The sequence below is a fragment of the Streptomyces sp. NPDC090021 genome (assembly GCF_044748225.1).
Taxonomy (GTDB): Bacteria; Actinomycetota; Actinomycetes; order Streptomycetales; family Streptomycetaceae; genus Streptomyces.
Window position 1 is genome coordinate 168,845 of record NZ_JBIVFO010000007.1, and the last position, 22,085, is coordinate 190,929.

The window sequence follows — 22,085 nt, forward strand, 5'->3', positions numbered from 1 at the left end:
CAGGCAGGCAGGCAGGCGGTGTCAGCGACGCTTGCGGCGCGTCAGCGACCAGGGCTCGACGATGCCCAGACCGCGCACCGGCCGCTGCCACATCGGCTGGAGGGCGAACCGGTAGGCCGCACCCTCGTCGGGCTCCGCCTCCGCCTCCTTCTCCGACACCGGTGCGGCGCCGGTCCGGGACAGCTCCTCGGCCATCGCCCCGTCCACCAGCACCGCGTCCTTGGGAGCTATGGACGTCAGCCGGCTCGCGAGGTTCACCGTGGTCCCGAAGACGTCGCCCATCCGGGTCGTCACGGTGCCGAAGGCGATCCCGACCCGCAGCTCGGGCATCTGCGCGTCGGCCTCCATCGTCTCGATGAGCCGCAGCGCGATCTCCGCCGCCGTCGCCGCGTCGTCGGCGACGTAGAGCACCTCGTCGCCGAGCGTCTTGATCAGCCGGCCGCCGTACGCGGCCACCAGGTCCGCCGCGGTCGTCTCGAAGGACTCGACCAGCTCGCCGAGCTCCTCCTCCTCCAGGCGCCGCGTCAGGCGGGTGAAGCCCACCAGGTCGGCGAAGCCCACCGCGAGCCGCCGGTCGACCATCTCCTCGTCGTCCGCGACCTGCACCACGCGTCCGGTGGCCGCCGCCAGCTGGCGCCGCCACACGTAGACGAGGAACTCCTCCAGCTCCGGCAGCAGCAGCTCGACCAGGGGGTACGTGACCTCCGTACGGGTCATCCCCGGCTCCGGCGGCTCCGTGAGCCCTTCCAGGAACGAGTCGATCTGCCACTCCGCCAGCCGCGCCGTGGTCTGCCCGGTGGACCGCGCCACCTGCACCGCCATCGGCTCCGACAGCAGCCCGGCCTCCACCAGACCGGCGAGCCGGCGCAGGGCCAGCACGTCGGCCTCCGTCAGCGCCCTGGCCTGGCCGATGTCGGCGAAGCCCATGGCCCGCCAGAAGCGGGAGGCGAGCTCCATCGACACCCCGGCGCTGCGGGCGGCCTGGAACGGCGTGTACCGGCGCTCGGCGCCGAGGATCAGCTGCTCCAGGCGGATCGCGAGGGGATCCGCCGTCGGCTGCACGGTGTGGTCCACCTCGTGGTGGGGGGTGTGCTGGTCGCGCCCGATCGGGGTGCTCGGACCGGTGGGCCCGGGGGCGGACGCGCCGGAGGCAGAGTCGTCGACGGTCAAGGGCCGCCTCCTGTCCATTCCGTGCGCACTGCCCTGCCGAACCGGTTGATCACCACGAGCAGCGGGATCGCCTAAACCATACGGCAGGTGTGCCGTAGCTCACTCCCCCTCCCCGGGGCGGATCCGGGCCGGGCCCGGGCTCCGCGCGGCGGCGCGTGAGGCCGTACGCACCCGAAACCCGGCATTACGCGCATTCCGCCGTACGTCCGGCCCCGCCCGTGTCAGTGCACGGACCGCAGGTGGACGACGTCGCCCGCCCCCACCGGCTCGTGGGTCCCGTCGGCCGTACGGATCACCAGGCGGCCATCGGTGTCGACGGCTTCGGCCGTTCCGGTGAGGGTGCGCCCGCCGGGGAGCTCCGCGCGCACGTGCCGGCCGAGGGTGGCGCAGCCCGCCGCGTAGGTCTCCTGGAGGCCGCTGGCGGCCGGGTCGCCACCGGCCGCGCGCCAGTTCCCGTACCACTCCTCAAGGGAGCGCAGTACGGCCTTCAGCAGTGGCTCGCGGTCGGTCACGGTGGCCTTGGCCAGCAGCAGCGACCCGGCGGCGGGCACCGGGAGCTCCTCCTCGGTCAGGGTCACGTTGAGCCCGATCCCAACGACGATGCCGTCCGCGGTGCGCTCGGCGAGGATGCCGCCGGCCTTGCGCTCCTCGCCCTCGACGGTGACCAGCAGGTCGTTGGGCCACTTGAGTGCGGTGTCCACACCGGCGGCCCGGGAGAGCCCGGTCGCGGTGGCCACGCCCGCCAGGAGGGTCAGCCAGCCCCACTGCTCCTGCGGGACCGCGTCGCCCGGCTTGAACAGCACGGAGAAGAACAGCCCGGAGCGGGCCGGGGCGACCCAGCTCCGGTCGAGCCGGCCGCGTCCGGCGCTCTGCTCCTCGGCGACGAGCACGGCCCCCTCGGGCAGCTCGGCCGCCCGCGTGGCAAGGTCGGTATTGGTGGACCCGGTGGAGGCCACCACCTCCACGGAGGTCCACAGCCCGTCCCCGGTGACGAGGGCCCGCCGCAGCGCGGCGGCATTGAGCGGCGGCCGGTCCAGGCTCGACCAACGACCTGCGGAGGCTCCTGCTGAGGCGTCTGATGACATGGTCGAATTCCTTATGTCGCCGTGTGTGATCCTCTGACCCGGGTTTGTGTTCGGATCTTGACTGACCCTAGCTTCCTCACTGTGGGAAATTCTGCGGTAAAGCGGTCATTCAAGTTCCGTTTCTACCCCGACGACGCGCAGGCATCGGAGCTGTCCAAGACGTTCGGCTGCGTGCGGAAGGTCTACAACCTGGCGCTCTCGGCCCGCGCCAGCCAGAAGGGCGTGGGCTACGCACAAACGTCGGCCATGTTGACCGCGTGGAAGCAGACCACGGAATTGGCGTACCTGAACGAGGTGTCCTGCGTGCCGCTCCAGCAGGCCCTGCGGCACCTCCAGCGGGCGTTCGTCGCGTTCCGGGACGGGCGGTGCCGCCACCCCCGGTTCAAGTCGAAGCGAAAGTCCAGGACGAGTGCCGAGTACACCCGTTCTGCTTTCCGTTTCCGGGACGGTCGACTGACTCTCGCCAAAATGACGTCTCCCCTGTCGGTCGTATGGTCGCGCCCCTTGCCGGCGGGCGCGGAGCCCACCACCGTGACGGTGTCCCGGGACTCGGCCGGTCGCTGGTTCGTCTCCCTGCTCTGCGAAGACGGGCCCGACCCGCTTCCCCGGATGGCGCGAGCGGTCGGGATCGATGCAGGGCTGGCAGCACTGGTCACCCTGTCGACCGGAGAAAAGATCATCAACCCGAAGTGTGAACGCAGGGACCGCGAACGCCTGGCGCGGGTCCAGCGAGCCCTGTCACGCAAGGAGAAGGGCAGCAAGAACCGGGCCAAGGCACGTACCCGAACAGCGAAGGTCCACGCACGGATCGCCGACCGCCGCCGGGACCACCTGCACAAGCTGACCACCCGACTCGTGCGCGAAAACCAAACGCTCGTGATCGAAGACCTCGCGGTCGGCAACATGCAACAGAACCCCCGTCTCGCCCGCGCCATCTCCGATGCGGCATGGCGCGAGCTACGGAGCATGCTGGAGTACAAGACGGCCTGGTACGGGCGTGAGCTGATCGTCATCGACCGGTGGCATCCCAGCTCAAAACTGTGCTCGGTCTGCGGCACCCTCGCCCAGGACATGCCCCTGGGCGTCCGCGCGTGGAAGTGTGAGGCATGTGGGACGGACCACGACCGCGACGAGAATGCGGCGATCAACGTCCTGGCCGCCGGGCTGGCGGTGTCAGCCTGTGGAGCGGGCGTAGGACCCCGGCGGGCTTCCGCCGCGACGGGGCGGCCCGCTACGAAGCAGGAAAGCCCGTCCGTAAGGGCGGGAACGCTTCCTCTTAGGGAACGCGACGAGGCCAAGCAACCCAATGTAGGTGTGTCAAACGCCGCACTGCCGAGCGCCATGCCCGCCGATACGCTACGCACCAGTAGCCAGCAGTAGTCAATCAATTGACCAGGCAGTTGACACCATGCAGGGAGCCGCGACCCCGATGTCACATCCGTCAGAGCCGATCGACATGCACACCACCGCGGGCAAGATCGCGGATCTGCAGCGCCGCATCGACGAAGCCACCCACGCCGGTTCCGCCCGTGCCGTGGAGAAGCAGCACGCCAAGGGCAAGCTGACGGCGCGTGAGCGGGTTGCCCTACTGCTGGACGAGGGTTCCTTCGTCGAGCTGGACGAGTTCGCCCGGCACCGCTCCACCAACTTCGGGCTGGAGAAGACCCGCCCCTACGGCGACGGCGTCGTCACCGGCTACGGCACGGTGGACGGCCGCCCCGTCGCCGTGTTCTCGCAGGACTTCACCGTCTTCGGCGGAGCCCTCGGCGAGACCTTCGGCCAGAAGATCATGAAGGTCATGGACTTCGCGCTGAAGACCGGCTGCCCGCTCGTCGGCATCAACGACTCCGGCGGCGCCCGCATCCAGGAGGGCGTCAGCGCGCTCGGCATGTACGGCGAGATCTTCCGCCGCAACGTCCACGCCTCCGGCGTGATCCCGCAGATCAGCCTGGTCGTCGGGCCCTGCGCGGGCGGCGCCGTGTACTCGCCCGCGATCACCGACTTCACGGTGATGGTCGACCAGACCTCGCACATGTTCATCACCGGCCCGGACGTCATCAAGACGGTCACCGGCGAGGACGTCGGCTTCGAGGAGCTGGGCGGGGCCCGTACGCACAACAGCACGTCCGGCGTCGCCCACCACATGGCGGGTGACGAGAAGGACGCCATCGAGTACGTGAAGTCGCTCCTGTCGTACCTCCCCTCGAACAACCTCTCCGAGCCGCCCGCCTTCCCCGAGGAGGCCGACACCGAGGTCTCCGACAGCAACCGCGAGCTCGACGTGCTGATCCCGGACAGCGCGAACCAGCCGTACGACATGCACACCGTGATCGAGCACGTGCTCGACGACGCGGAGTTCCTGGAGACGCAGTCGCTCTTCGCGCCGAACATCCTGACCGGGTTCGGCCGGGTCGAGGGCCACCCCGTCGGCATCGTCGCCAACCAGCCGATGCAGTTCGCCGGCTGCCTGGACATCGACGCCTCCGAGAAGGCGGCCCGCTTCGTGCGGACCTGCGACGCCTTCAACATCCCGGTGCTGACGTTCGTGGACGTGCCGGGCTTCCTCCCGGGCACCGACCAGGAGTACAACGGAATCATCCGGCGCGGCGCCAAGCTGATCTACGCGTACGCGGAGGCCACCGTCCCCCTGATCACCGTCATCACCCGCAAGGCCTTCGGCGGCGCCTACGACGTCATGGGCTCCAAGCACCTCGGCGCGGACCTGAACCTGGCCTGGCCGACCGCGCAGATCGCCGTCATGGGCGCGCAGGGCGCGGTGAACATCCTGCACCGCCGCACCCTCGCCGAGGCCGCCCCCGAGGAGGTGGAGGCGACCCGGACCCGGCTGATCGCCGAGTACGAGGACGCGCTGCTCAACCCGTACACGGCGGCCGAGCGCGGTTACATCGACGCGGTGACCATGCCGTCCGAGACCCGCGCGCACGTGGTGAAGGGGCTGCGGCAGCTGCGCACCAAGCGGGAGTCCCTGCCGCCGAAGAAGCACGGCAACATCCCCCTCTAGTCCCTCCAGGAGGTCACCGTGGTGATCAAGGTCGTCAAGGGCAATCCGACCCCTGAGGAGCTGGCCGCCGCACTGGCGGTGGTACAGGCGCGCGCGGCCCTGCTGGCCGCGTCGCAGCCGTCGGGCGCCCCGCGGGTCACGGACGAGTGGTCGACGCCGACCCGGGTGGCCCGGCGGCGGCTGCCGCAGCCGGGGCCGCGGGCCTGGGGCCGGACGTACTGGCCCGGGTAGGCCGGCATGTGGTGAACGCGGTGCGGCGCCTGAGTACCCGTACTCAGGCGCCGCACCGGTCCACAGGGCCAGGATCGGAACATGCTCTGGTCCGACCCGAAGAACGAGCCGCCCGAGGACATGCGCGACGCGCAGGCGATGATCCGGCGGCTGACCGTGGTGCTCGCCCTCGCCATGCTCGTGGTGGTGTACGTCCTGGGCGTGAGCCACTTCTGAGCCGCCCCGGGCGCACCTACGATGGCGGGCATGACTGCCACACCCCAGCTCGCGAGCGTGCGCAAGCTCGTCCTCGCCTCCGCCTCCCCCGCCCGGCTGAACCTGCTGCGGCAGGCCGGTCTCGCCCCGCACGTGATCGTCAGCGGCTTCGACGAGGACGCCCTCGACCACGACGAGCCGGCCCAGCTGGCGCTGGCGCTGGCCGAGGCGAAGGCGGCGGTCGTCGCGGGACTGGACGAGGCCTCGGGCGCCCTGGTGATCGGCTGCGACTCGGTGCTGGAGCTGGACGGCGAGGCGCTGGGCAAGCCGGCGGACGCCGAGGAGGCCACCGCGCGCTGGAAGGCGATGCGCGGCCGGGCCGGTGTGCTGCGCACCGGGCACTGCGTGATCGACACGGCGACGGGACGGCAGGTCTCGGCCACGGCTTCGACGACGGTCCGCTTCGGCGAGCCGACGGACGCCGAGGTCGCGGCGTACGTGGCGAGCGGCGAGCCGCTGCACGTGGCGGGGGCGTTCACCCTGGACGGGCTGTCGGCGCCGTTCATCGACGGCATCGACGGGGATCACGGCAACGTCATCGGCCTGTCGATGCCGCTGCTGCGCTCGCTGCTGGGCGAACTGGACGTGTCCATCACGGACTTGTGGGCTTGAGCTCCCCGAACGGCGGCGGTGGCGGGGTGTCCCCGACCGGTCCGCCGTCGTCACCCCCGCCGCCCTGCCGGGCCGCTGCGGGGTAGAGCGTCAGGATCAGTACGAGGAGACACAGGATCAGCATCAGCGTCGCGAAGGCGGCCCAGCCGACCAGGCCGACGGCGAGTATGCCGAGCACCGCGTGGGTGACGGCGGCGCTGACGAGGACGACGCGGGCGAAGCGGCCCGGCGCCCGGTCGCGCAGCGCGGTGACGGCGGCGAACCCGGCGCACAGCGCCAGGAAGGCGCCCATGCCCGCGCCCATGGCGTAGGTGGCTTTGGACATGACGTCCGGATCGCTGCCCGCGATGGACATCGACTGGTTGGCCGTGGTCCGGCCGAGCACGATGTGGACGAGCACCAGCACGGCGGCTTCCGCGACCAGCACGATCGCGGCCAGTCCGGCCACGAGTCTTCGCACCATGTGCACCCACCCCCAAGCGCCATACGCCCGTTCGACGCCTGGAGGCTACTAACGGGTAGCCCGGTGGGCAAGGGATGCGCCCGCATCGCCCGTCCGGAGTACACGCCCGGCGCGCTGCGGCCCGTAGGGACCCCGATCGGGCACCTGGCTGTGGGTACGGTGTTGTCCCGGTTCGCCCTGCGGGACGACGGAGCTACCAATCAGTAAACAAGGGGACAACTCCTCGCTCGACCGCAAAGAAAATGTGGGCCGTTCGTAGGGACTCGACAAAGAATCACCCGGGGCCGCTGACCCGGGGGACAGAGACCTTGGATACATGACGGGGTTACTGTGCAGTCGGGGATCCCCCTGACCTGGGGCGCCACAAGGGTTCCCCGGCCGAGCGGGCCTCGCATCACACTCTGTGTGGGCAAGGTCACCACCGGGGAAGGGTCGAAAGGCCGTGTGGGCTGTCCCTAAACTCAGCTTGTTTCAAGGAGGGAGCCATCGTGCGCAAGGTGCTCATCGCCAACCGTGGCGAAATCGCTGTCCGCGTTGCTCGGGCCTGCCGGGACGCCGGGATCGCGAGCGTAGCCGTCTACGCCGATCCGGACCGGGACGCTCTGCACGTCCGCGCGGCCGACGAAGCTTTCGCGTTGGGCAGTGACACCCCGGCCGCCAGCTACCTGGACATCTCCAAGGTCCTTCAGGCCGCCGCCGACTCGGGTGCGGACGCCATCCACCCCGGATACGGCTTCCTGTCCGAGAACGCCGACTTCGCCCAGGCCGTGCTCGACGCCGGTCTGACCTGGATCGGCCCGCCGCCGCAGGCCATCCGTGACCTCGGCGACAAGGTGGCCGCCCGTCACATCGCCCAGCGCGCCGGCGCGCCGCTGGTCGCCGGTACGCCGGACCCGGTCTCCGGGGCCGAGGAGGTCGTCGCCTTCGCCAAGGAGCACGGCCTGCCGATCGCCATCAAGGCCGCCTTCGGCGGCGGCGGCCGCGGCCTGAAGGTCGCCCGCACCCTCGAAGAGGTGCCGGAACTCTACGAGTCCGCCGTCCGCGAGGCCGTCGCCGCCTTCGGCCGCGGCGAGTGCTTCGTCGAGCGCTACCTCGACAAGCCGCGCCACGTCGAGACCCAGTGCCTGGCCGACACGCACGGCAACGTCGTCGTCGTCTCGACCCGTGACTGCTCCCTCCAGCGCCGCCACCAGAAGCTGGTGGAGGAGGCCCCCGCGCCGTTCCTGACGGAGGCCCAGAACGCGGAGCTGTACGCCGCTTCCAAGGCCATCCTGAAGGAGGCCGGCTACGTCGGCGCCGGCACGGTGGAGTTCCTGGTCTCCGCCGACGGCCTGATCTCCTTCCTGGAGGTCAACACCCGCCTGCAGGTTGAGCACCCGGTCACCGAGGAGGTCGCCGGCATCGACCTGGTCCGCGAGATGTTCCGCATCGCCGACGGCGAGGAGCTCGGCTACGGCGACCCGGTCCTGCGCGGCCACTCCATCGAGTTCCGCATCAACGGCGAGGACCCGGGCCGCGGCTTCCTCCCGGCGCCCGGCACGGTGACGAAGTTCGTCGCGCCGACGGGCCCGGGTGTCCGCCTCGACGCGGGCGTCGAGTCCGGTTCCGTCATCGGCCCGGCCTGGGACTCCCTGCTGGCCAAGCTGATCGTCACCGGCGCCACCCGCGAGCAGGCGCTGCAGCGCGCCGCCCGCGCGCTCGCCGAGTTCGAGGTCGAGGGCATGGCCACGGCCATCCCCTTCCACCGTGCGGTCGTCGCCGACCCGGCGTTCGCGCCCACCGACGGCAGCCCCTTCACGGTCTACACCCGCTGGATCGAGACGGAGTTCGTCAACGAGATCCCCGCGTTCACGGCTCCGGCCGCGGAGGAGACCGAGGACGAGCCGGGCCGCGAGACGGTCGTCGTCGAGGTCGGCGGCAAGCGCCTGGAGGTCTCGCTGCCGTCCTCCCTCGGCATGACCCTGGCCCGTACGGCCGCCGCGGGCGGCGCGAAGCCGAAGCGCCGCGCGGCCAAGAAGTCCGGCCCGGCCGCCTCCGGCGACACGCTCGCCTCCCCGATGCAGGGCACGATCGTCAAGGTCGCCGTCGAGGAGGGCCAGCAGGTCACCGAGGGCGAACTGATCGTCGTACTGGAAGCGATGAAGATGGAGCAGCCGCTCAACGCGCACCGCTCCGGCACCGTCGTGGGCCTCACCGCCGAGGTCGGCGCCTCGGTCACCTCGGGCGCCACGATCTGCGAGATCAAGGACTGACCCCGGCCCCGCGGAACGCACCCGGCCCCCAGGACCCGAACGGGTCCTGGGGGCCGGTGTCATGTGCGGGCGTCCTGTTACCAGGTGCCCGGCGTCGCCTCCCAGCTCCTCAGGTGCTCGTTGAAGCCGCCGTCGGGCCGGGCCTTGAAGGTGTAGGCCGAGGTCGCGCCCTTGGCGGTGTTGTACATGACCGAGACGTCGGCACGGCCGTCCTTGTCCGTGTCACCGGACACCAGGTTCCCGAGGGAGCTCGCCCACCATCCGCTCTCGCGGGTCCAGCTCACGAAGTCGTCGTTGAGCCCGCCGTCGGGTCGGCCCGTCAGCGTGAACAGGGCCGAACGGCCGTCGCCGAAGCCGTACAGAGCGCACCTTCAGCAATCTGGACAACCTCGTCTGGTGGCGAGTCATCCGGCTGCTGCAAGAGCGGCATCACTGGAACTGGACGGACGTCCGCAGACGGCTCACTGTCGGTAGGTTCCGATATTCGGGCGTGTGAAATAGGGCAATGAGGCCCATGCCTCCAGCTCGGCAGGGACACGGTGCCACAGGAGGCGCAGGGAGCCGGAGCCTGCTGTCCCTGGGCTACTCGGTAGCGTCCTTCTGGTGAATCTCAACCTCTTCAACGATGTGCCCGACGGCCTGACTCAGCGAGCTCGATCGTTCGTCTCAGTGCACGGAGTCAAAGTCGACGTCATGCGCGTTGAGGACCACAGACAGTGGTGGCTTGAGCGAGACCTCCCGGCTGCGGTCATCGACCGGATGGCGGCTTATGAGGAGCGCTGGGGCGGTCTGGTCCTACCACCCGCATCTCGGTACGACGGCGGCCCGAGGTACCTCGCAGCAGACTCCCCCGAAGGCTCTGAATCTGAAGGTTGGTGGTTCGAGGCTGGGATGCAGCGGAGCGCGGTCCCGTACGGGTTCTGGATCGGGCCGTCTGGCGAGTTCGGCATTCGCTCAGGTCAGTGGGTGCCTCTCCATGCCACCGTCGAAGGCTGGGTGGAGTCGCTCGCGCTGACCCACCACGCGTCCATGTGGGCAACACGGATCATCAAGGTCACCGGCGACGACGTCGATAGCATCGTGCTGGACGGGTTCGAGCCGGTGCGCGAAGTGATGGGACTGGCCGACACTTGGTGGCGAGGAGCCGACTCGCTGGTGGCGGTCTATACAGGTGAGGCCGAGGCCCTCTCCTTTCCGCGGGGCCGCACTGCGTTGATCTACTCCGGCTTGGATGAGTGGGGCCTCCGAGGAGGCGTCAAGGACAGCACCAGCTGAGGACATCAAAAGTGATCCAGAGTCTCGCCAGCGTCTGATCGGCGGGCCACCTCGGCTGCGTAGGCCGTTCTGACGGCTCCTGCTGCCCATCGGTCGGCAGCGGCTGGGCTGATGCCGAGGAGCCGTTCGAGGACGCCTGCGGGCATCGTGGTGCAGATGTCGAGCAGGGCCGCGCAACGGCCGGACTCAGTGCGTTGTGGCAAAGGGAGCCCCTGTTCGATGAGCGGGGGCTTCTTCGTGTGCGGGGCATGACCGCGATGGGGTAGGGGCAGGCAGCGGGCGGCGTGTTGTGGATCGAGGAGGGTGCGATGCCGTCGGTGCTGGGGTTGATGGAACGGCGTGAGGCGCGGGCGAGGCAGGATCTGGAGTCCTGGACGGAGGTCCTGGAGCAGGCTCAGGCGGAGGTGGATGCCGCGCGGGAGCGGGTCGAGCGGGCCCGGGTGGGGCGGGAGGAGCTCGTGTCGGTGCTGGCCGAGGAGAGCCCGGTGGATACGCCGGTTTCCGTGCCGTCTGGTGGTGAGGTGGCTACTGCCGTGGGATCGGGCGGCTCCGGCGCGGGGCCTGGCGAGAGGCCGCCGGTGTGGCGGCCGGGCCTGGGCGAGGATGTGCTCAGCGGCCTGTATCGGGAGGTGTTCGCCGCGGTGGTGACCGCTGCGGGGCCCGTGAACGGAGTGGAGCTGACGCGGGCGGTGGGCCGGGAAGCGGAGATCAAGAACGAGGTGGAGAAGATCCGTCACCGCGCCTACGTGCTGGAGAAGCGGGGCTGGCTGGTGCGGGCGAAGGACGGACGGTTCATGCCCGCGCCCGGGGCGGTCGGCCGGGACGCTTCTCCGGCCAGCGTGGAGCGTCGCCGGCCATCCGGCGCGAAAGCCTGATCACGGCGGCCCACCACACCATCGCCGCGTGGTGGTCGGGGCGGCGTTCGTGGCCGCGGTTGAGGCGGCGGGACCGGGAGAGCCAGCTCAGCGTTCTTTCCACCACCCACCTGCGGGCCAGGACGACAAACCCGCGTTCTCCGTCGGAGCGGCGTACGACCTCGACCCGTACTCCGTGGCGGGCGAACGCCTTCGCCAGTGCCGGACCCTGGTAGGCGCTGTCGACCCACACCAGTTTCAGCAGTCGGCCCGGCTGGTCCAGATACGTCTCCAGCAGCGAGGGAGCGGCCTTGGAGTCGTGCACATCGGCTGTGGTCACGGTCACCTCGAGGAGCAGGCCCTCGGTGTCGGTCAGGATGTGGCGCTTGCACCCGTCGCGTGATTTTCCGCCGTCGTATCCGCTACTGTCCGCACCGACGGTCTCGGAGGCGTCCACCGACTGACTGTCGATGATTCCCGCGGACGGCTCGGCGTTGCGCCCTTCACGTTCCCTGGCCGTACGGCGCAGGCGTTCGTGCAGCTCCGCCACGTAGTCGTAGGTCCGCCAGCGGCGGAAGAAGTCGTAGACCGCCCGCCAGTACGGGAAATCGACCGGCAGGGCCATCCACTTCACACCGTTGTCGACGAGGTAGCGCACCGCGTCCAGTATTTCGCGGTGGCAATACCCCTCGGGACGCCCGCCCTGCTTGAGGAGCCAGGTCGGCACCGGCATCGCGGAGCGGACTTCTGCCCACTCCGCATCCGTCATGTCACTCGGATAGCAGGCTGCCCGTAGTCCCGGAGCGATCGAACCGAACCGGTGCACGTAGCAGTCACACCCAGGAGTGACCGCGGTGGACGCAGCCACAGAGATGCTGCTCAACTGATCCGGCAACGGGCTTTCTTGGTCGTGCTGGGTGTCGTAACCGCGTCACTACCAAGGGGCCCGTTCTCTCATGGCCGCGGCCGCACCCGAACCTCCGTCCAGATGATCACCTGCTGCCGCTCGAACAAGATCCGGTTTGCCACAACGCACTGAACGTCCCAGAGCAGGCGCCGGGTGATGGAGCTGCTGCCCTTGGTGACCTCGGCGATCACCTCCTGGAGCACGGACTCGCCGAGCCCGAGGGCAAGGCCGTTGAGGTAGTTCAGGAGGTCGGCGGCCGGGTCCTCGGTGCACTCGGCCTGGTAGCAGGACCGGCAGACTTCACGACCGGAGCGGTCCAGCCCGTAGCGCGGGGTCTTGCTGTTGCCGCAGCCGCCGCACGCCCATTGCATGTCCGGGCGTCTGGCGCCGCATGAGGCACAAGTCCGCAGGCCAGAGCCGTTGGTGTTCGTCAGCGGCCCCAGCCTGCCGCAGCGCGAGCAGGGCGGCCGGACGACGTTGACGGCGCCGGCCTGGACAAGAAGGCGGATCAAGCGCTCAACCGAAGCCGGGCCTTCGGCCCGGCCCGAAGTCAGCAGCCCGGGATCGCGCTCCAGCGTCCGGGCCAGGAGGACAACACGCGGCTTAGCGTGCACGGCCTGAGATATCGCGTGCTGGACCGTCTGCGGCGGCAAGTCGGGCTCGACCGCGGCGACGAGGTCGACGATCACCGCGTTCGGATCCGTCTCGGCCCTCGGGATGGCGGTCACGACGGCCCGACGATCCGGGCCCGCTTGGGACGGAGAGCGCCAACGCCGGTGCTCTCGGTGCCATCCGCGGCCTTGTTCGCCCGGGACCTGCCCGCGGCGACCGGCTCGATCAGGTCATCCATCGAGCAGCCAAGGATGTCGAGCAGAGCCATCAGCACCTTGAGGTTGAGCCGTTCCGGCGTCTCGACCACCAGGCGGTAGACCTGGCTGGCCGACAGGTCGATGCCCCGCTCGGCCAGCAGAGGCCGCAGGTCGGTGGTGGAGAACATGCCCCTGGTCGCCATGACCTCGCGCAGATGCCACTTGTAGTCGAGCTTGACCGTCATCGTCGTCCGTTCCGTTCCCGGCCCGTGAGGCCGGAGTCGTTGCCGAAGGCCAGGTCGATGGCCTTGAGCATCATCGTGTTCGCGAAGTCGTCGCTGACCGCGGTGTAGAGGGCGGTCGTGGACGCGTAGAGGTGGCCGACCTGTTCCTGGATGAACCTGGGGTCGACGCCGTCCTCGATGTTGTGCGTCACGTAGGAGTGCCTCAGGCAGTGCGGCACGAGCTCCTTGGGGAGATCGAGCTCGTCGCGGTAGAGGGCGAACCGGTCCTCGATCTCGCGGACCCGCAGCCGGCCACCGCGTTCGGTCAACCAGAGGGCCGGGTGGCCAGGGAAGCCGTAGCGGGGCCGGAGGTTGACGACGTAGTCCTCCAGGGCCTCGACCACCCACGGCTTGATGCTGGCGACGTTCCGCCGCCGTGGTCCCGAACCGCGGGTGCCCTTGGCCTTGCGGACGTGCACCATGCCGTACCGGCCGAACTGCGGAGCCTTCGCGTTCCGGTAGAGGTCGGCGACGTCCAGGCCGGACGCCTCCGAGGCTCTCAGCCCCCACCCGTAGATCGTCTTGAACAGCGTGGAGTCACGGTAGGCGGTCAAAGCCCCCTTGCGGCCGCGCTTGATGGCCTTCTCGACCCGCTCATCGATGTGGTCGAAGAACAGCTGGCACTCTTCCCGCGTCATCGGCCGGCGGTCTCCATCGCCCTCGTAGTCCACCAGGTGCTCGCGCCGGTTACCGTCGTGGAGGATCGGCGTCGGGTGCGTACCGAACCTCTCCAGGCAGACCTCCACCCACCCGTAGACCGGGTTGAGCAGGTAGTCCATGAACACGCCCACGGCCCCCTGGTAGGTGCGGAGCGTCGTTTTGGCCCGGTCGTGGCGCATCACCAGGTCGGCCATCCACTCGTCGATGTCCGCGGCCGTCCACTTCCAGGGGTACTCGTTCGTGAAGTCCCTGAACTGCTCGACGATCTTGCGACGGTCGTGGACCGTCTTCTTCGCAAGGCCACGGCCGCCGATCTGCTGGCGTGCCCATCCCGCCAGCATCGCCTCCAACACCACGTCCTCGGGATGCAGCAGATGCACCCCCGAGACCAGCTCCAGCCGAGCCGAGCCAGCGACTTCACGCGTACCTTCGGACACTCCCCGCCCCCTCTCAGGAGGGGGCAGAATCGTGCATCTAATGACTGATCTCTACCAAACCGCCAGGTCAGAGCTTCGATCACATCGGTGTGCCTGGCAGGGCGACGACGCTAGACTTCCCGCAGCCTGGCGGCATGGGCCCTGTAGGGGTCACGCATTCGATGCAATTCCCCGGGGTTCGCCCCCACCGGGCGGTGGCGGCCGGTCAGCGCGTGCGAGATCGAGTTGCGGAAGCGGCACCACCTGGACCCCCGCAGGAGGACGGTCGCCGCCGATGGGCGCTGCCCCGTCTCCTTGCGGAGTCGGGCGGCGATGTCACGCAGGCTCATCTCCTGCTCGCGCAGGTGGACGTCGGGCACACGTGCGGCTCCACGCGCTCGTGATGAGCCCGAGGTCCATTCTGGTCCGCCTTCGCCACTTCTGGAGGGGCTCGCTCAGACGTCTCGTCAGCCCCGGCGGCGGGCTCGAAGACGGTGCAGCTTGACGAAGAGCACCGCCGCGAGGAAGCCCGCCACATTCAGGGCAGCCACGCCGGCGACGATGATCCAGGCATCCTTCATTCACCCATCCCCTTCCAGGTCCGTTTGAGTTCATCCGGTGCCACGTCCTCGCAGCCGGTGGTAGCGCAGATTATCGGCGAGGGACAGAAGAACCTTGTCGAGGTCACGATCGATACGGACGGCGACAGGGGTGACGCCTCCGAATCGGTCACCGCGACCGACGGCCACCCCTTCTGGGCCCCGGCTCTGAACGGATGGCTGAAGGCCACCGACCTCACGGCTGGGCAGTGGTTGCAGACATCTGCGGGCACCTGGGTGCAGGTCACCGAGGTCAAGCGCTGGACCCAGCAGAAGCAGGTCCGCAACCTGACCGTCTCCAGTGAGCACACCTACTACGTGCTGGCTGGGGCGACTGCGGTTCTGGTCCGCAACTGCGATCTGAACCTGGGCTCCGGGGACAACCCCATGGAGGGGGCCACCAATTTGGACATCAAACCGAACGCCGGAGTGGACGTCATCGCCAGCGCCGAGTCGATGCCCTTCCGTGATGGAACCTTCAGTACCGTGCACGCCATCAATCCGTTCGGCTTCCAAGCCGTCTCCGCAGAGACCGCACGCGTCATGCAGAGCGGTGGCATGCTGATGGTGACGGCAGCAAGGTCGAACAAATGGAGAAAGGCAAGCGCTGACGCCATAGCGGAGGCGGGATTCGAGCTGGTTTCAGTCGGCGACCTCATACCCGAGCATGCGTTCGGCATAATGAAGCGTGCAGACGGCGGCGAAATACCGGCAGGCGCCAAGTTCGAAACCAGGATCTACCGGAAGAAGTGATTATTTGGACATCGAAGATGTAATGGATCACCTGGCAAGACATAGAGCGCCGAATCTTCCGCCGGGCTACCTGTCGGAGCAGCTCCTATCACTGTCCTGGATTCTTGACGCACAGGAAGGTGGGCGAATTTTCGAGGTCGGAAAGAAGTGGCTGGCGTCGAAGGACGAATTTCGGGTCGCCGTAGCGATGGGACTGGACGAGGCCTTCATGGCGGACTCCTGGAAAGATCTCGTCGAACTGGCCGATTCCGTGAAGGAACGGCACCCTTCTCTCGCTGGTGACGTCGATCAGTGGCTGGCCAATTACAGCCGCTCGTACAGCGACACTTCGGGAGAGTCCGAAGGACCTCCGGAAAACAACTGATTTGACTGGTTCGTAGCAGAACGAGGGTCTCGTCGCACTCCGACGGGACCCTCGTTCACTGCGCTCATTCATCAACTCCCGCACCGGACAGAGGTACGCGCCCCCGCCTCTCACCGCCGCCGCATGTCCGCCACCCTGGCTCGTTCCCGCTCGCGGTCGCCCGGGTCCGACAGGGGGGACGCGCTGCGGAGTTGGGCCGTCGGGCCGCCGCGGCGCTGGACCGGGAGGGGGGAGTCGCGGCGGGGGCGGCGGCCGCCCAGACCGTCCAGGCCGCCGGAGGCCGCGGCCTGGCCGCCCGCCACCGTGATCTGGACGCCCTGGTCCGCCAGGGCCTGGAGCTCGGTGGCGGCGCGGTCGTCGTGCGGCGGGGGTTCGTCCGTGACCAGGCGGGTCATCACGTCCGTCGGCACCGTCTGGAACATCGTGTCCGTGCCGAGCTTGGTGTGGTCGGCCAGGACCACCACCTCCGCGGCCGCCTGCACCAGCGCCCGGTCCACGCTCGCGCTGAGCATGTTGGACGTGGACAGGCCGCGCTCCGCCGTCAGACCGCTGCCCGAGAGGAAGGCGCGGGAGACCCGCAGGCCCTGGAGGGACTGTTCGGCCCCGCTGCCCACGAGGGCGTAGTTGGACCCGCGCAGGGTGCCGCCGGTCATGACGACTTCGACCCGGTTGGCGTGGGCCAGCGCCTGGGCGACCAGCAGGGAGTTGGTCACGACGGTCAGGCCCGGCACCCGGGCGAGCCGACGGGCCAGCTCCTGGGTCGTGGTGCCCGCGCCGACGACGACGGCCTCGCCCTCTTCGACGAGGCCGGCCGCGACATCGGCGATGGCGGTCTTCTCCGCCGTCGCGAGATGGGACTTTTGCGGAAAGCCGGACTCCCGCGTGAAACCGCCCGGCAAGACCGCACCGCCGTGTCGGCGGTCGAGGAGTCCTTCGGCCTCCAGCGCCCGCACGTCCCGCCGTACGGTCACTTCGGAGGTCTGGACGACACGGGCGAGCTCCCGGAGCGACACCGCTCCGTTGGCCCGCACCATTTCGAGGATCAATTGGCGACGTTCTGCAGCGAACACGAAACTGACAGTAACCCCAACGACCGTCTGCTTTCAGCTCTTTGCGCCGGAATACCGAAGTTGTCCATATGGCGGGGCGACTAGTGGTATACGCGGGCCGAGGTCTGGGTGAACGCCCGGCCACATGGCCGCGCACCGCCCCAACACCCTTGGGGCGTGGGGCGGTTGGAGACCGTTACGCCTCCCCGCCGGCCTTCCGGGTGTGCAGCTGGCGGGCCACTTCGGCGATCGACCCGGACAGCGAGGGGTACACGGTGAACGCGTTTGCGATCTGCTCGACCGTCAGATTGTTGTCGACGGCGATCGAGATCGGGTGGATGAGCTCACTCGCGCGCGGGGAGACGACCACACCGCCGACCACGATGCCGGTGCCCGGGCGGCAGAACATCTTCACGAAGCCGTCCCGGATGCCCTGCATCTTGGCGCGCGGGTTGCGCAGCAGGGGGAGCTTCACGACACGGGCGTCGATCTTTCCGGCGTCCACGTCCGCCTGGGTGTAGCCGACGGTGGCGATCTCCGGGTCGGTGAAGACGTTCGAGGACACCGTCTTCAGGTTCAGCGGGGCCACCGCGTCGCCGAGGAAGTGGTACATCGCGATGCGCCCCTGCATGGCGGCGACGGAGGCGAGCGCGAAGACGCCCGTGACATCACCGGCGGCGTAGACGCCCGGCGCGGAGGTGCGCGAGACCTTGTCGGTCCAGATGTGCCCGGAGTCCTTGAGGCGGACGCCGGACTCCTCCAGGTTCATGTTCTGCGTGTTCGGGATCGCGCCGACCGCCATCAGACAGTGGGTGCCGGTCAGCACCCGGCCGTCGGAGAGGGTGACCTCGACCCGGTCGCCGACCCGCTTGGCGGACTCGGCGCGCGAGCGCCCGACGACGTTCATGCCGCGGCGCCGGAAGACGTCCTCCAGGACGGCGGCCGCGTCGGGGTCCTCGCCCGGCAGCACGCGGTCGCGGGAGGACACCAGGGTGACCCGGGAGCCGAGCGCCTGGTACGCGCCGGCGAACTCGGCGCCGGTCACACCGGAACCGACCACGATGAGCTCCTCGGGGAGCTCGTCCAGGTCGTAGACCTGCGTCCAGTTCAGGATGCGCTCACCGTCGGGCTGGGCGTCGGGGATCTCACGCGGGGTGCCACCGGTGGCGATGAGGACGGCGTCCGCCGTCAGGATCGTCTCGGTGCCGTCCGCGGCGGTGACGATGACGTCCCGGGTGCCGTCGATGCCCTGCGGGCCGCCGAGCTTGCCACGGCCGCGCATGACCTTGGCGCCGGCCCGGGTGACGGAGGCGGTGATGTCGTGCGACTGGGCGAGCGCGAGGCGCTTGACGCGCCGGTTCACCTTGCCGAGGTCCACGCCGACGACGCGCGCCGCCTGCTCGACGTGCGGGGTGTCGTCCGCGACGATGATCCCCAGCTCCTCGTAGGAGGAGTCGAAGGTGGTCATCACCTCTGCGGTCGCGATCAGAGTCTTGGAAGGTACGCAGTCGGTCAGGACCGAGGCCCCGCCCAGACCGTCGCAGTCCACGACGGTCACCTCCGCGCCGAGCTGGGCGCCGACCAGCGCCGCCTCATACCCGCCGGGTCCGCCGCCGATGATCACGATCCGGGTCACGAAAAGTCCGCCTCACGTCTACCCGGCCGGCTGCCGCCCCGGCCGGTGTTCCGGGGGGTCTCCCCGGGGGATGCATTCCGTGCTCCATTGTCCCGCACGCTTCAAGGTGCTTCGCGCCCGGTCCCGCCCCGGGACTCCGTCCGGGGTACGCCCGGCCGGGCACACCTCCACGGCCGCCCCTCCCGTACCCTCGACCTCATGTCGCTCTACGCCGCGTACGCCGGCAACCTCGACCCGCGGCTGATGACGCGCCGCGCTCCGCATTCGCCGCTGCGCGGCACGGGCTGGATCAACGACTGGCGGCTGACCTTCGGCGGCGAGCAGATGGGCTGGGAGGGCTCCCTCGCCACGATCGTCGAGGCACCGCGCCACCAGGTCTTCGTCGCCCTGTACGACATCGCCCCGCTGGACGAGGACTCGATGGACCGGTGGGAGGGCGTCGGCCTCGACATCTACCGGCGGATGCGGATCCGGGTGCACACGCTGGACGGCGAGGAGGCCGCCTGGTGCTACGTGCTCAACGGCTACGAGGGCGGCCTGCCCTCCGCGCGCTACCTGGGCGAGATCGCGGACGCGGCCGAGTCCGCGGGCGCCCCGCACGACTACGTGATGGAGCTGCGCAAGCGCCCCTGCTGATTCCGCGCCGGGACCTCCCGGGGCCGCCCGGGGCGGGCCGTCCGGCCGGTCACCACAGGTCATCGCAGGTCACGGCGGGTCCCGGCGGGTCACGGCGGACATTTGGTCGGAAACGACAAGACAACGATCCGAGCATGGTGAGCTGTGCCATCTACGCGCGTAGGCAATGAGCGGCTACGCTCGTCTGCGTGAACGCATCTGTTACCGATCCCACCGCCGCCGCCGACGCCGCAGCCGCCCGCCTGCGGGAGCTCACCGGCGCCGAGACCCACGATGTCGCCCTCGTCATGGGCTCCGGCTGGGCCCCCGCCGCCGAGGCCCTGGGCGCCCCCGAGGCCGAGTTCCTCGTCACCGAGCTGCCCGGGTTCCCCCCGGCCGCCGTCGAAGGACACGGCGGCAAGGTCCGCTCGTACAAGATCGGCGACAAGCGTGCGCTGGTCTTCCTCGGCCGCACCCACTACTACGAGGGCCGCGGCGTCGCCGCCGTCGCCCACGGTGTCCGCACCGCCGTCGCCGCGGGCTGCAAGACCGTCGTGCTGACCAACGGCTGCGGCGGTCTGCGCGAGGGCATGCAGCCCGGCCAGCCGGTCCTGATCAGCGACCACATCAACATGACGGCCACCTCGCCGATCATCGGCGCGAACTTCGTGGACCTGACGAACCTGTACTCGCCGAAGCTGCGCGCGATGTGCAAGGAGATCGACCCCTCCCTGGAGGAGGGCGTCTACGTCCAGTTCCCCGGCCCGCACTACGAGACCCCGGCCGAGATCAACATGATCCGCGTGATGGGTGCCGACCTGGTCGGCATGTCCACCGTGCTGGAGGCCATCGCCGCCCGCGAGGCCGGCGCCGAGGTGCTCGGCATCTCCCTGGTCACGAACCTGGCGGCGGGCATCTCCGGCGAGCCGCTGAACCACGAAGAGGTCCTCCAGGCCGGCCGTGACTCGGCCGCGCGCATGGGCAAGCTGCTGACCCAGGTCCTCGCCCGCATCTGAGGCTCCGGGACCGTACGAGAGGTAAGGCGGAAGTAGTGCAGGAACAGGACGACCTGATCACCCGGGCGCAGGCCTGGCTGGCGGAGGACCCCGACCCGGAGACCGCGGCCGAGCTCGCCGCGCTCATCGGGGCGGGCGACACGGCGGAGCTCGCCGACCGGTTCTCCGGCACCCTCCAGTTCGGCACCGCCGGACTGCGCGGTGAGATCGGCGCGGGCCCGATGCGGATGAACCGCAGCGTGGTCATCCGGGCGGCGGCGGGCCTCGCGGCCTACCTGAAGGCGCAGGGCCACGCCGGCGGCCTGGTCGTCGTCGGCTACGACGCCCGCTACAAGTCGGCGGACTTCGCCCGCGACACCGCGGCCGTCATGACCGGCGCCGGGCTGCGCGCGGCCGTCCTGCCCCGCCCGCTGCCCACGCCCGTCCTCGCGTACGCCATAAGGCACCTGGGCGCCGTGGCCGGCGTCGAGGTGACCGCGAGCCACAACCCGCCCCGGGACAACGGCTACAAGGTCTACCTCGGCGACGGCTCGCAGATCGTCTCCCCGGCGGACACGGAGATCGCGGCGGAGATCGCCCGCGTCGACACGCTCGCCTCGGTCCCCCGTCCGGAGTCCGGCTGGGAGGACCTCGGCGACGAGGTCCTGGAGGCCTACCTCGCCCGTACGGACGCCGTCCTGACCCCCGGCTCCCCCCGGGGCGTGCGGACGGTCTACACGGCGATGCACGGCGTCGGCAAGGACGTCGTCATGGCGGCCTTCGCCCGGCACGGCTTCCCGGAGCCGGACCTGGTCGCCGAGCAGGCCGAACCCGACCCGGCCTTCCCGACGGTGGCGTTCCCCAACCCGGAGGAGCCGGGCGCGATGGACCTGGCCTTCGCCAGGGCCGCCGAGGTCCGGCCGGACATCGTGATCGCGAACGACCCCGACGCGGACCGTTGCGCGGTGGCCGTCCCCACCGCGGACGGCTGGCGGATGCTGCGCGGCGACGAGGTCGGCGCGCTGCTCGCGGCGCACCTGGTCCACAAGGGCGCGACCGGCGTCTTCGCGGAGTCGATCGTCTCCTCCAGCCTCCTGGGCCGGATCGCGGAGGCCGCGGGCGTCGGGTACGAGGAGACCCTCACGGGCTTCAAGTGGATCGCCCGCGTCGAGGGCCTGCGCTACGGCTACGAGGAGGCGCTCGGCTACTGCGTGGACCCCGAGGGCGTCCGCGACAAGGACGGCGTGACCGCCGCCCTGCTGGTGGCGGAACTGGCCTCGGAGCTGAAGGAGCAGGGCCGCACCCTGACCGACCTGCTCGACGACCTGGCGATGGCCCACGGCCTGCACGCCACCGACCAGCTCTCGATCCGCGTGTCGGACCTGTCGGTCATCGCGAACGCCATGGCGCGGCTGCGCGCGGAGCCCCCGGTCTCGCTGGCGGGCCTGCGGGTCGAGTCGGCGGAGGACCTGACCAGGGGCACGCCGTCGCTGCCGCCCACGGACGGCCTGCGGTACTACCTCGACGGCGCGTACAAGGCGCGGGTGATCTGCCGCCCGTCGGGCACGGAGCCCAAGCTGAAGTGCTACCTGGAGGTCGTCGTGCCGGTGGCCGAGGCCTCCGACCTGGCGTCGGCGCGCGCGACCGGCCAGGAAGTCCTGGACGCGATCAAGAAGGACCTCGCCGCGGCGATGGGCATCTGATTCTTCTCGGCGCCGCTCGCGCGTCCCGGCCCCGGCCGGGACGCGCCCGGCGTCGCGCCGCTGCGCCGGACTCCGT

The 22,085-nt window shown here is 69.9% G+C and carries 24 protein-coding genes; 13 read left to right on the forward strand and 11 right to left on the reverse strand.

Annotated features, from left to right (window positions below; translation table 11 throughout):
* Window positions 1-21: 21 nt before the first annotated feature.
* A complete protein-coding gene (locus ACIPXC_RS07655; protein ID WP_401614534.1) occupies window positions 22-1,170 on the reverse strand; it encodes an adenylate/guanylate cyclase domain-containing protein in 1,149 nt (382 codons plus the stop codon).
* 221 nt (window positions 1,171-1,391) lie between these two features.
* A complete protein-coding gene (locus ACIPXC_RS07660) occupies window positions 1,392-2,255 on the reverse strand; it encodes a biotin--[acetyl-CoA-carboxylase] ligase (protein WP_401614535.1) in 864 nt (287 codons plus the stop codon).
* Between the two features lie 81 nt (window positions 2,256-2,336).
* On the opposite strand from ACIPXC_RS07660, the gene ACIPXC_RS07665 reads away from it, so the two are divergent.
* The 5 genes from ACIPXC_RS07665 to ACIPXC_RS07685 all read left to right on the forward strand — a co-directional run bounded on the left by ACIPXC_RS07665 (window position 2,337) and on the right by ACIPXC_RS07685 (window position 6,375).
* Window positions 2,337-3,635: an RNA-guided endonuclease InsQ/TnpB family protein gene (locus ACIPXC_RS07665; RefSeq protein WP_401614537.1), complete on the forward strand. Its 1,299-nt coding sequence runs from the start codon at window positions 2,337-2,339 to the stop codon at window positions 3,633-3,635.
* 49 nt (window positions 3,636-3,684) lie between these two features.
* The gene (locus ACIPXC_RS07670; RefSeq protein ID WP_401614539.1) at window positions 3,685-5,277 is read left to right on the forward strand and encodes an acyl-CoA carboxylase subunit beta; all 1,593 of its coding nucleotides are present in this window, start codon (window positions 3,685-3,687) and stop codon (window positions 5,275-5,277) included.
* 18 nt (window positions 5,278-5,295) lie between these two features.
* Entirely contained in the window at window positions 5,296-5,508 is a 213-nt protein-coding gene (locus ACIPXC_RS07675) for an acyl-CoA carboxylase subunit epsilon (RefSeq protein WP_401614541.1), read from the forward strand.
* Window positions 5,509-5,589: 81 nt separating this feature from the next.
* Window positions 5,590-5,724 carry a morphogenic membrane protein MmpB gene (mmpB, locus tag ACIPXC_RS07680; RefSeq protein ID WP_401614543.1) on the forward strand — a complete coding sequence of 45 codons (135 nt, stop codon included), beginning with the start codon at window positions 5,590-5,592 and terminating at the stop codon, window positions 5,722-5,724.
* Between the two features lie 21 nt (window positions 5,725-5,745).
* Window positions 5,746-6,375, forward strand: coding sequence for a Maf family protein (locus ACIPXC_RS07685; RefSeq protein ID WP_401614545.1), 630 nt, complete (start codon window positions 5,746-5,748; stop codon window positions 6,373-6,375).
* Here the strand turns inward: ACIPXC_RS07685 and ACIPXC_RS07690 are convergent.
* Window positions 6,356-6,838 carry a hypothetical protein gene (locus ACIPXC_RS07690; protein ID WP_401614547.1) on the reverse strand — a complete coding sequence of 161 codons (483 nt, stop codon included), beginning with the start codon at window positions 6,836-6,838 and terminating at the stop codon, window positions 6,356-6,358. The two genes, ACIPXC_RS07685 and ACIPXC_RS07690, sit on opposite strands and share 20 nt — an antisense overlap.
* 488 nt (window positions 6,839-7,326) lie before the next feature.
* On the opposite strand from ACIPXC_RS07690, the gene ACIPXC_RS07695 reads away from it, so the two are divergent.
* Complete coding sequence (locus tag ACIPXC_RS07695) at window positions 7,327-9,090, forward strand: acetyl/propionyl/methylcrotonyl-CoA carboxylase subunit alpha (RefSeq protein ID WP_401614549.1); 1,764 nt, start codon at window positions 7,327-7,329, stop codon at window positions 9,088-9,090.
* A 77-nt stretch (window positions 9,091-9,167) separates the two neighbouring features.
* On the opposite strand, the gene ACIPXC_RS07700 is transcribed toward ACIPXC_RS07695, so the two are convergent.
* Window positions 9,168-9,374, reverse strand: coding sequence for a hypothetical protein (locus tag ACIPXC_RS07700; protein ID WP_401614551.1), 207 nt, complete (start codon window positions 9,372-9,374; stop codon window positions 9,168-9,170).
* A gap of 319 nt (window positions 9,375-9,693) precedes the next feature.
* Between ACIPXC_RS07700 and ACIPXC_RS07705 the strand changes: the two genes are divergently transcribed.
* Both ACIPXC_RS07705 and ACIPXC_RS07710 read left to right on the forward strand, forming a co-directional pair.
* Window positions 9,694-10,365 carry a hypothetical protein gene (locus tag ACIPXC_RS07705; RefSeq protein ID WP_401614553.1) on the forward strand — a complete coding sequence of 224 codons (672 nt, stop codon included), beginning with the start codon at window positions 9,694-9,696 and terminating at the stop codon, window positions 10,363-10,365.
* 308 nt (window positions 10,366-10,673) lie between these two features.
* Window positions 10,674-11,240 (forward strand): hypothetical protein, encoded by a 567-nt coding sequence (locus ACIPXC_RS07710; protein ID WP_401614555.1) that lies wholly within the window; start codon window positions 10,674-10,676, stop codon window positions 11,238-11,240.
* Here ACIPXC_RS07710 and ACIPXC_RS07715 read toward each other — a convergent pair.
* From ACIPXC_RS07715 to ACIPXC_RS07735, 5 genes are all read right to left on the reverse strand, one after another.
* Window positions 11,158-11,988, reverse strand: a complete 831-nt coding sequence (locus tag ACIPXC_RS07715; RefSeq protein ID WP_401614557.1) for an IS5 family transposase — start codon at window positions 11,986-11,988, stop codon at window positions 11,158-11,160. The genes ACIPXC_RS07710 and ACIPXC_RS07715 overlap by 83 nt on opposite strands.
* 185 nt (window positions 11,989-12,173) lie before the next feature.
* Entirely contained in the window at window positions 12,174-12,854 is a 681-nt protein-coding gene (locus tag ACIPXC_RS07720) for a hypothetical protein (protein WP_401614559.1), read from the reverse strand.
* Window positions 12,851-13,180, reverse strand: a complete 330-nt coding sequence (locus ACIPXC_RS07725) for a helix-turn-helix domain-containing protein (RefSeq protein ID WP_401614561.1) — start codon at window positions 13,178-13,180, stop codon at window positions 12,851-12,853. Before ACIPXC_RS07725 ends, ACIPXC_RS07720 begins: the two co-directional genes overlap by 4 nt.
* Window positions 13,177-14,259 carry a tyrosine-type recombinase/integrase gene (locus ACIPXC_RS07730; RefSeq protein ID WP_401614563.1) on the reverse strand — a complete coding sequence of 361 codons (1,083 nt, stop codon included), beginning with the start codon at window positions 14,257-14,259 and terminating at the stop codon, window positions 13,177-13,179. Before ACIPXC_RS07730 ends, ACIPXC_RS07725 begins: the two co-directional genes overlap by 4 nt.
* Before the next feature lie 167 nt (window positions 14,260-14,426).
* The gene (locus ACIPXC_RS07735; protein WP_401614565.1) at window positions 14,427-14,675 is read right to left on the reverse strand and encodes a hypothetical protein; all 249 of its coding nucleotides are present in this window, start codon (window positions 14,673-14,675) and stop codon (window positions 14,427-14,429) included.
* A gap of 114 nt (window positions 14,676-14,789) precedes the next feature.
* Between ACIPXC_RS07735 and ACIPXC_RS07740 the strand changes: the two genes are divergently transcribed.
* Together ACIPXC_RS07740 and ACIPXC_RS07745 are read left to right on the forward strand one after the other, a co-directional pair.
* Window positions 14,790-15,647 (forward strand): polymorphic toxin-type HINT domain-containing protein, encoded by an 858-nt coding sequence (locus ACIPXC_RS07740; protein WP_401614567.1) that lies wholly within the window; start codon window positions 14,790-14,792, stop codon window positions 15,645-15,647.
* A 4-nt stretch (window positions 15,648-15,651) separates the two neighbouring features.
* Window positions 15,652-16,011: a hypothetical protein gene (locus ACIPXC_RS07745; protein ID WP_401614569.1), complete on the forward strand. Its 360-nt coding sequence runs from the start codon at window positions 15,652-15,654 to the stop codon at window positions 16,009-16,011.
* Between the two features lie 110 nt (window positions 16,012-16,121).
* Here the strand turns inward: ACIPXC_RS07745 and ACIPXC_RS07750 are convergent, their stop codons facing one another.
* Window positions 16,122-17,081: a DeoR/GlpR family DNA-binding transcription regulator gene (locus tag ACIPXC_RS07750; protein ID WP_401614571.1), complete on the reverse strand. Its 960-nt coding sequence runs from the start codon at window positions 17,079-17,081 to the stop codon at window positions 16,122-16,124.
* 175 nt (window positions 17,082-17,256) lie between these two features.
* A complete protein-coding gene (locus ACIPXC_RS07755; protein WP_401614573.1) occupies window positions 17,257-18,696 on the reverse strand; it encodes an NAD(P)H-quinone dehydrogenase in 1,440 nt (479 codons plus the stop codon).
* 198 nt (window positions 18,697-18,894) lie between these two features.
* Here ACIPXC_RS07755 and ACIPXC_RS07760 point away from each other — a divergent pair, with 198 nt between their 5' ends.
* The 3 genes from ACIPXC_RS07760 to ACIPXC_RS07770 all read left to right on the forward strand — a co-directional run bounded on the left by ACIPXC_RS07760 (window position 18,895) and on the right by ACIPXC_RS07770 (window position 22,009).
* A complete protein-coding gene (locus tag ACIPXC_RS07760) occupies window positions 18,895-19,332 on the forward strand; it encodes a gamma-glutamylcyclotransferase (RefSeq protein WP_030822886.1) in 438 nt (145 codons plus the stop codon).
* A gap of 188 nt (window positions 19,333-19,520) precedes the next feature.
* Window positions 19,521-20,327, forward strand: a complete 807-nt coding sequence (locus ACIPXC_RS07765) for a purine-nucleoside phosphorylase (RefSeq protein ID WP_401614575.1) — start codon at window positions 19,521-19,523, stop codon at window positions 20,325-20,327.
* 35 nt (window positions 20,328-20,362) lie between these two features.
* Window positions 20,363-22,009: a phospho-sugar mutase gene (locus tag ACIPXC_RS07770; RefSeq protein WP_401614577.1), complete on the forward strand. Its 1,647-nt coding sequence runs from the start codon at window positions 20,363-20,365 to the stop codon at window positions 22,007-22,009.
* Window positions 22,010-22,085 lie beyond the last annotated feature (76 nt).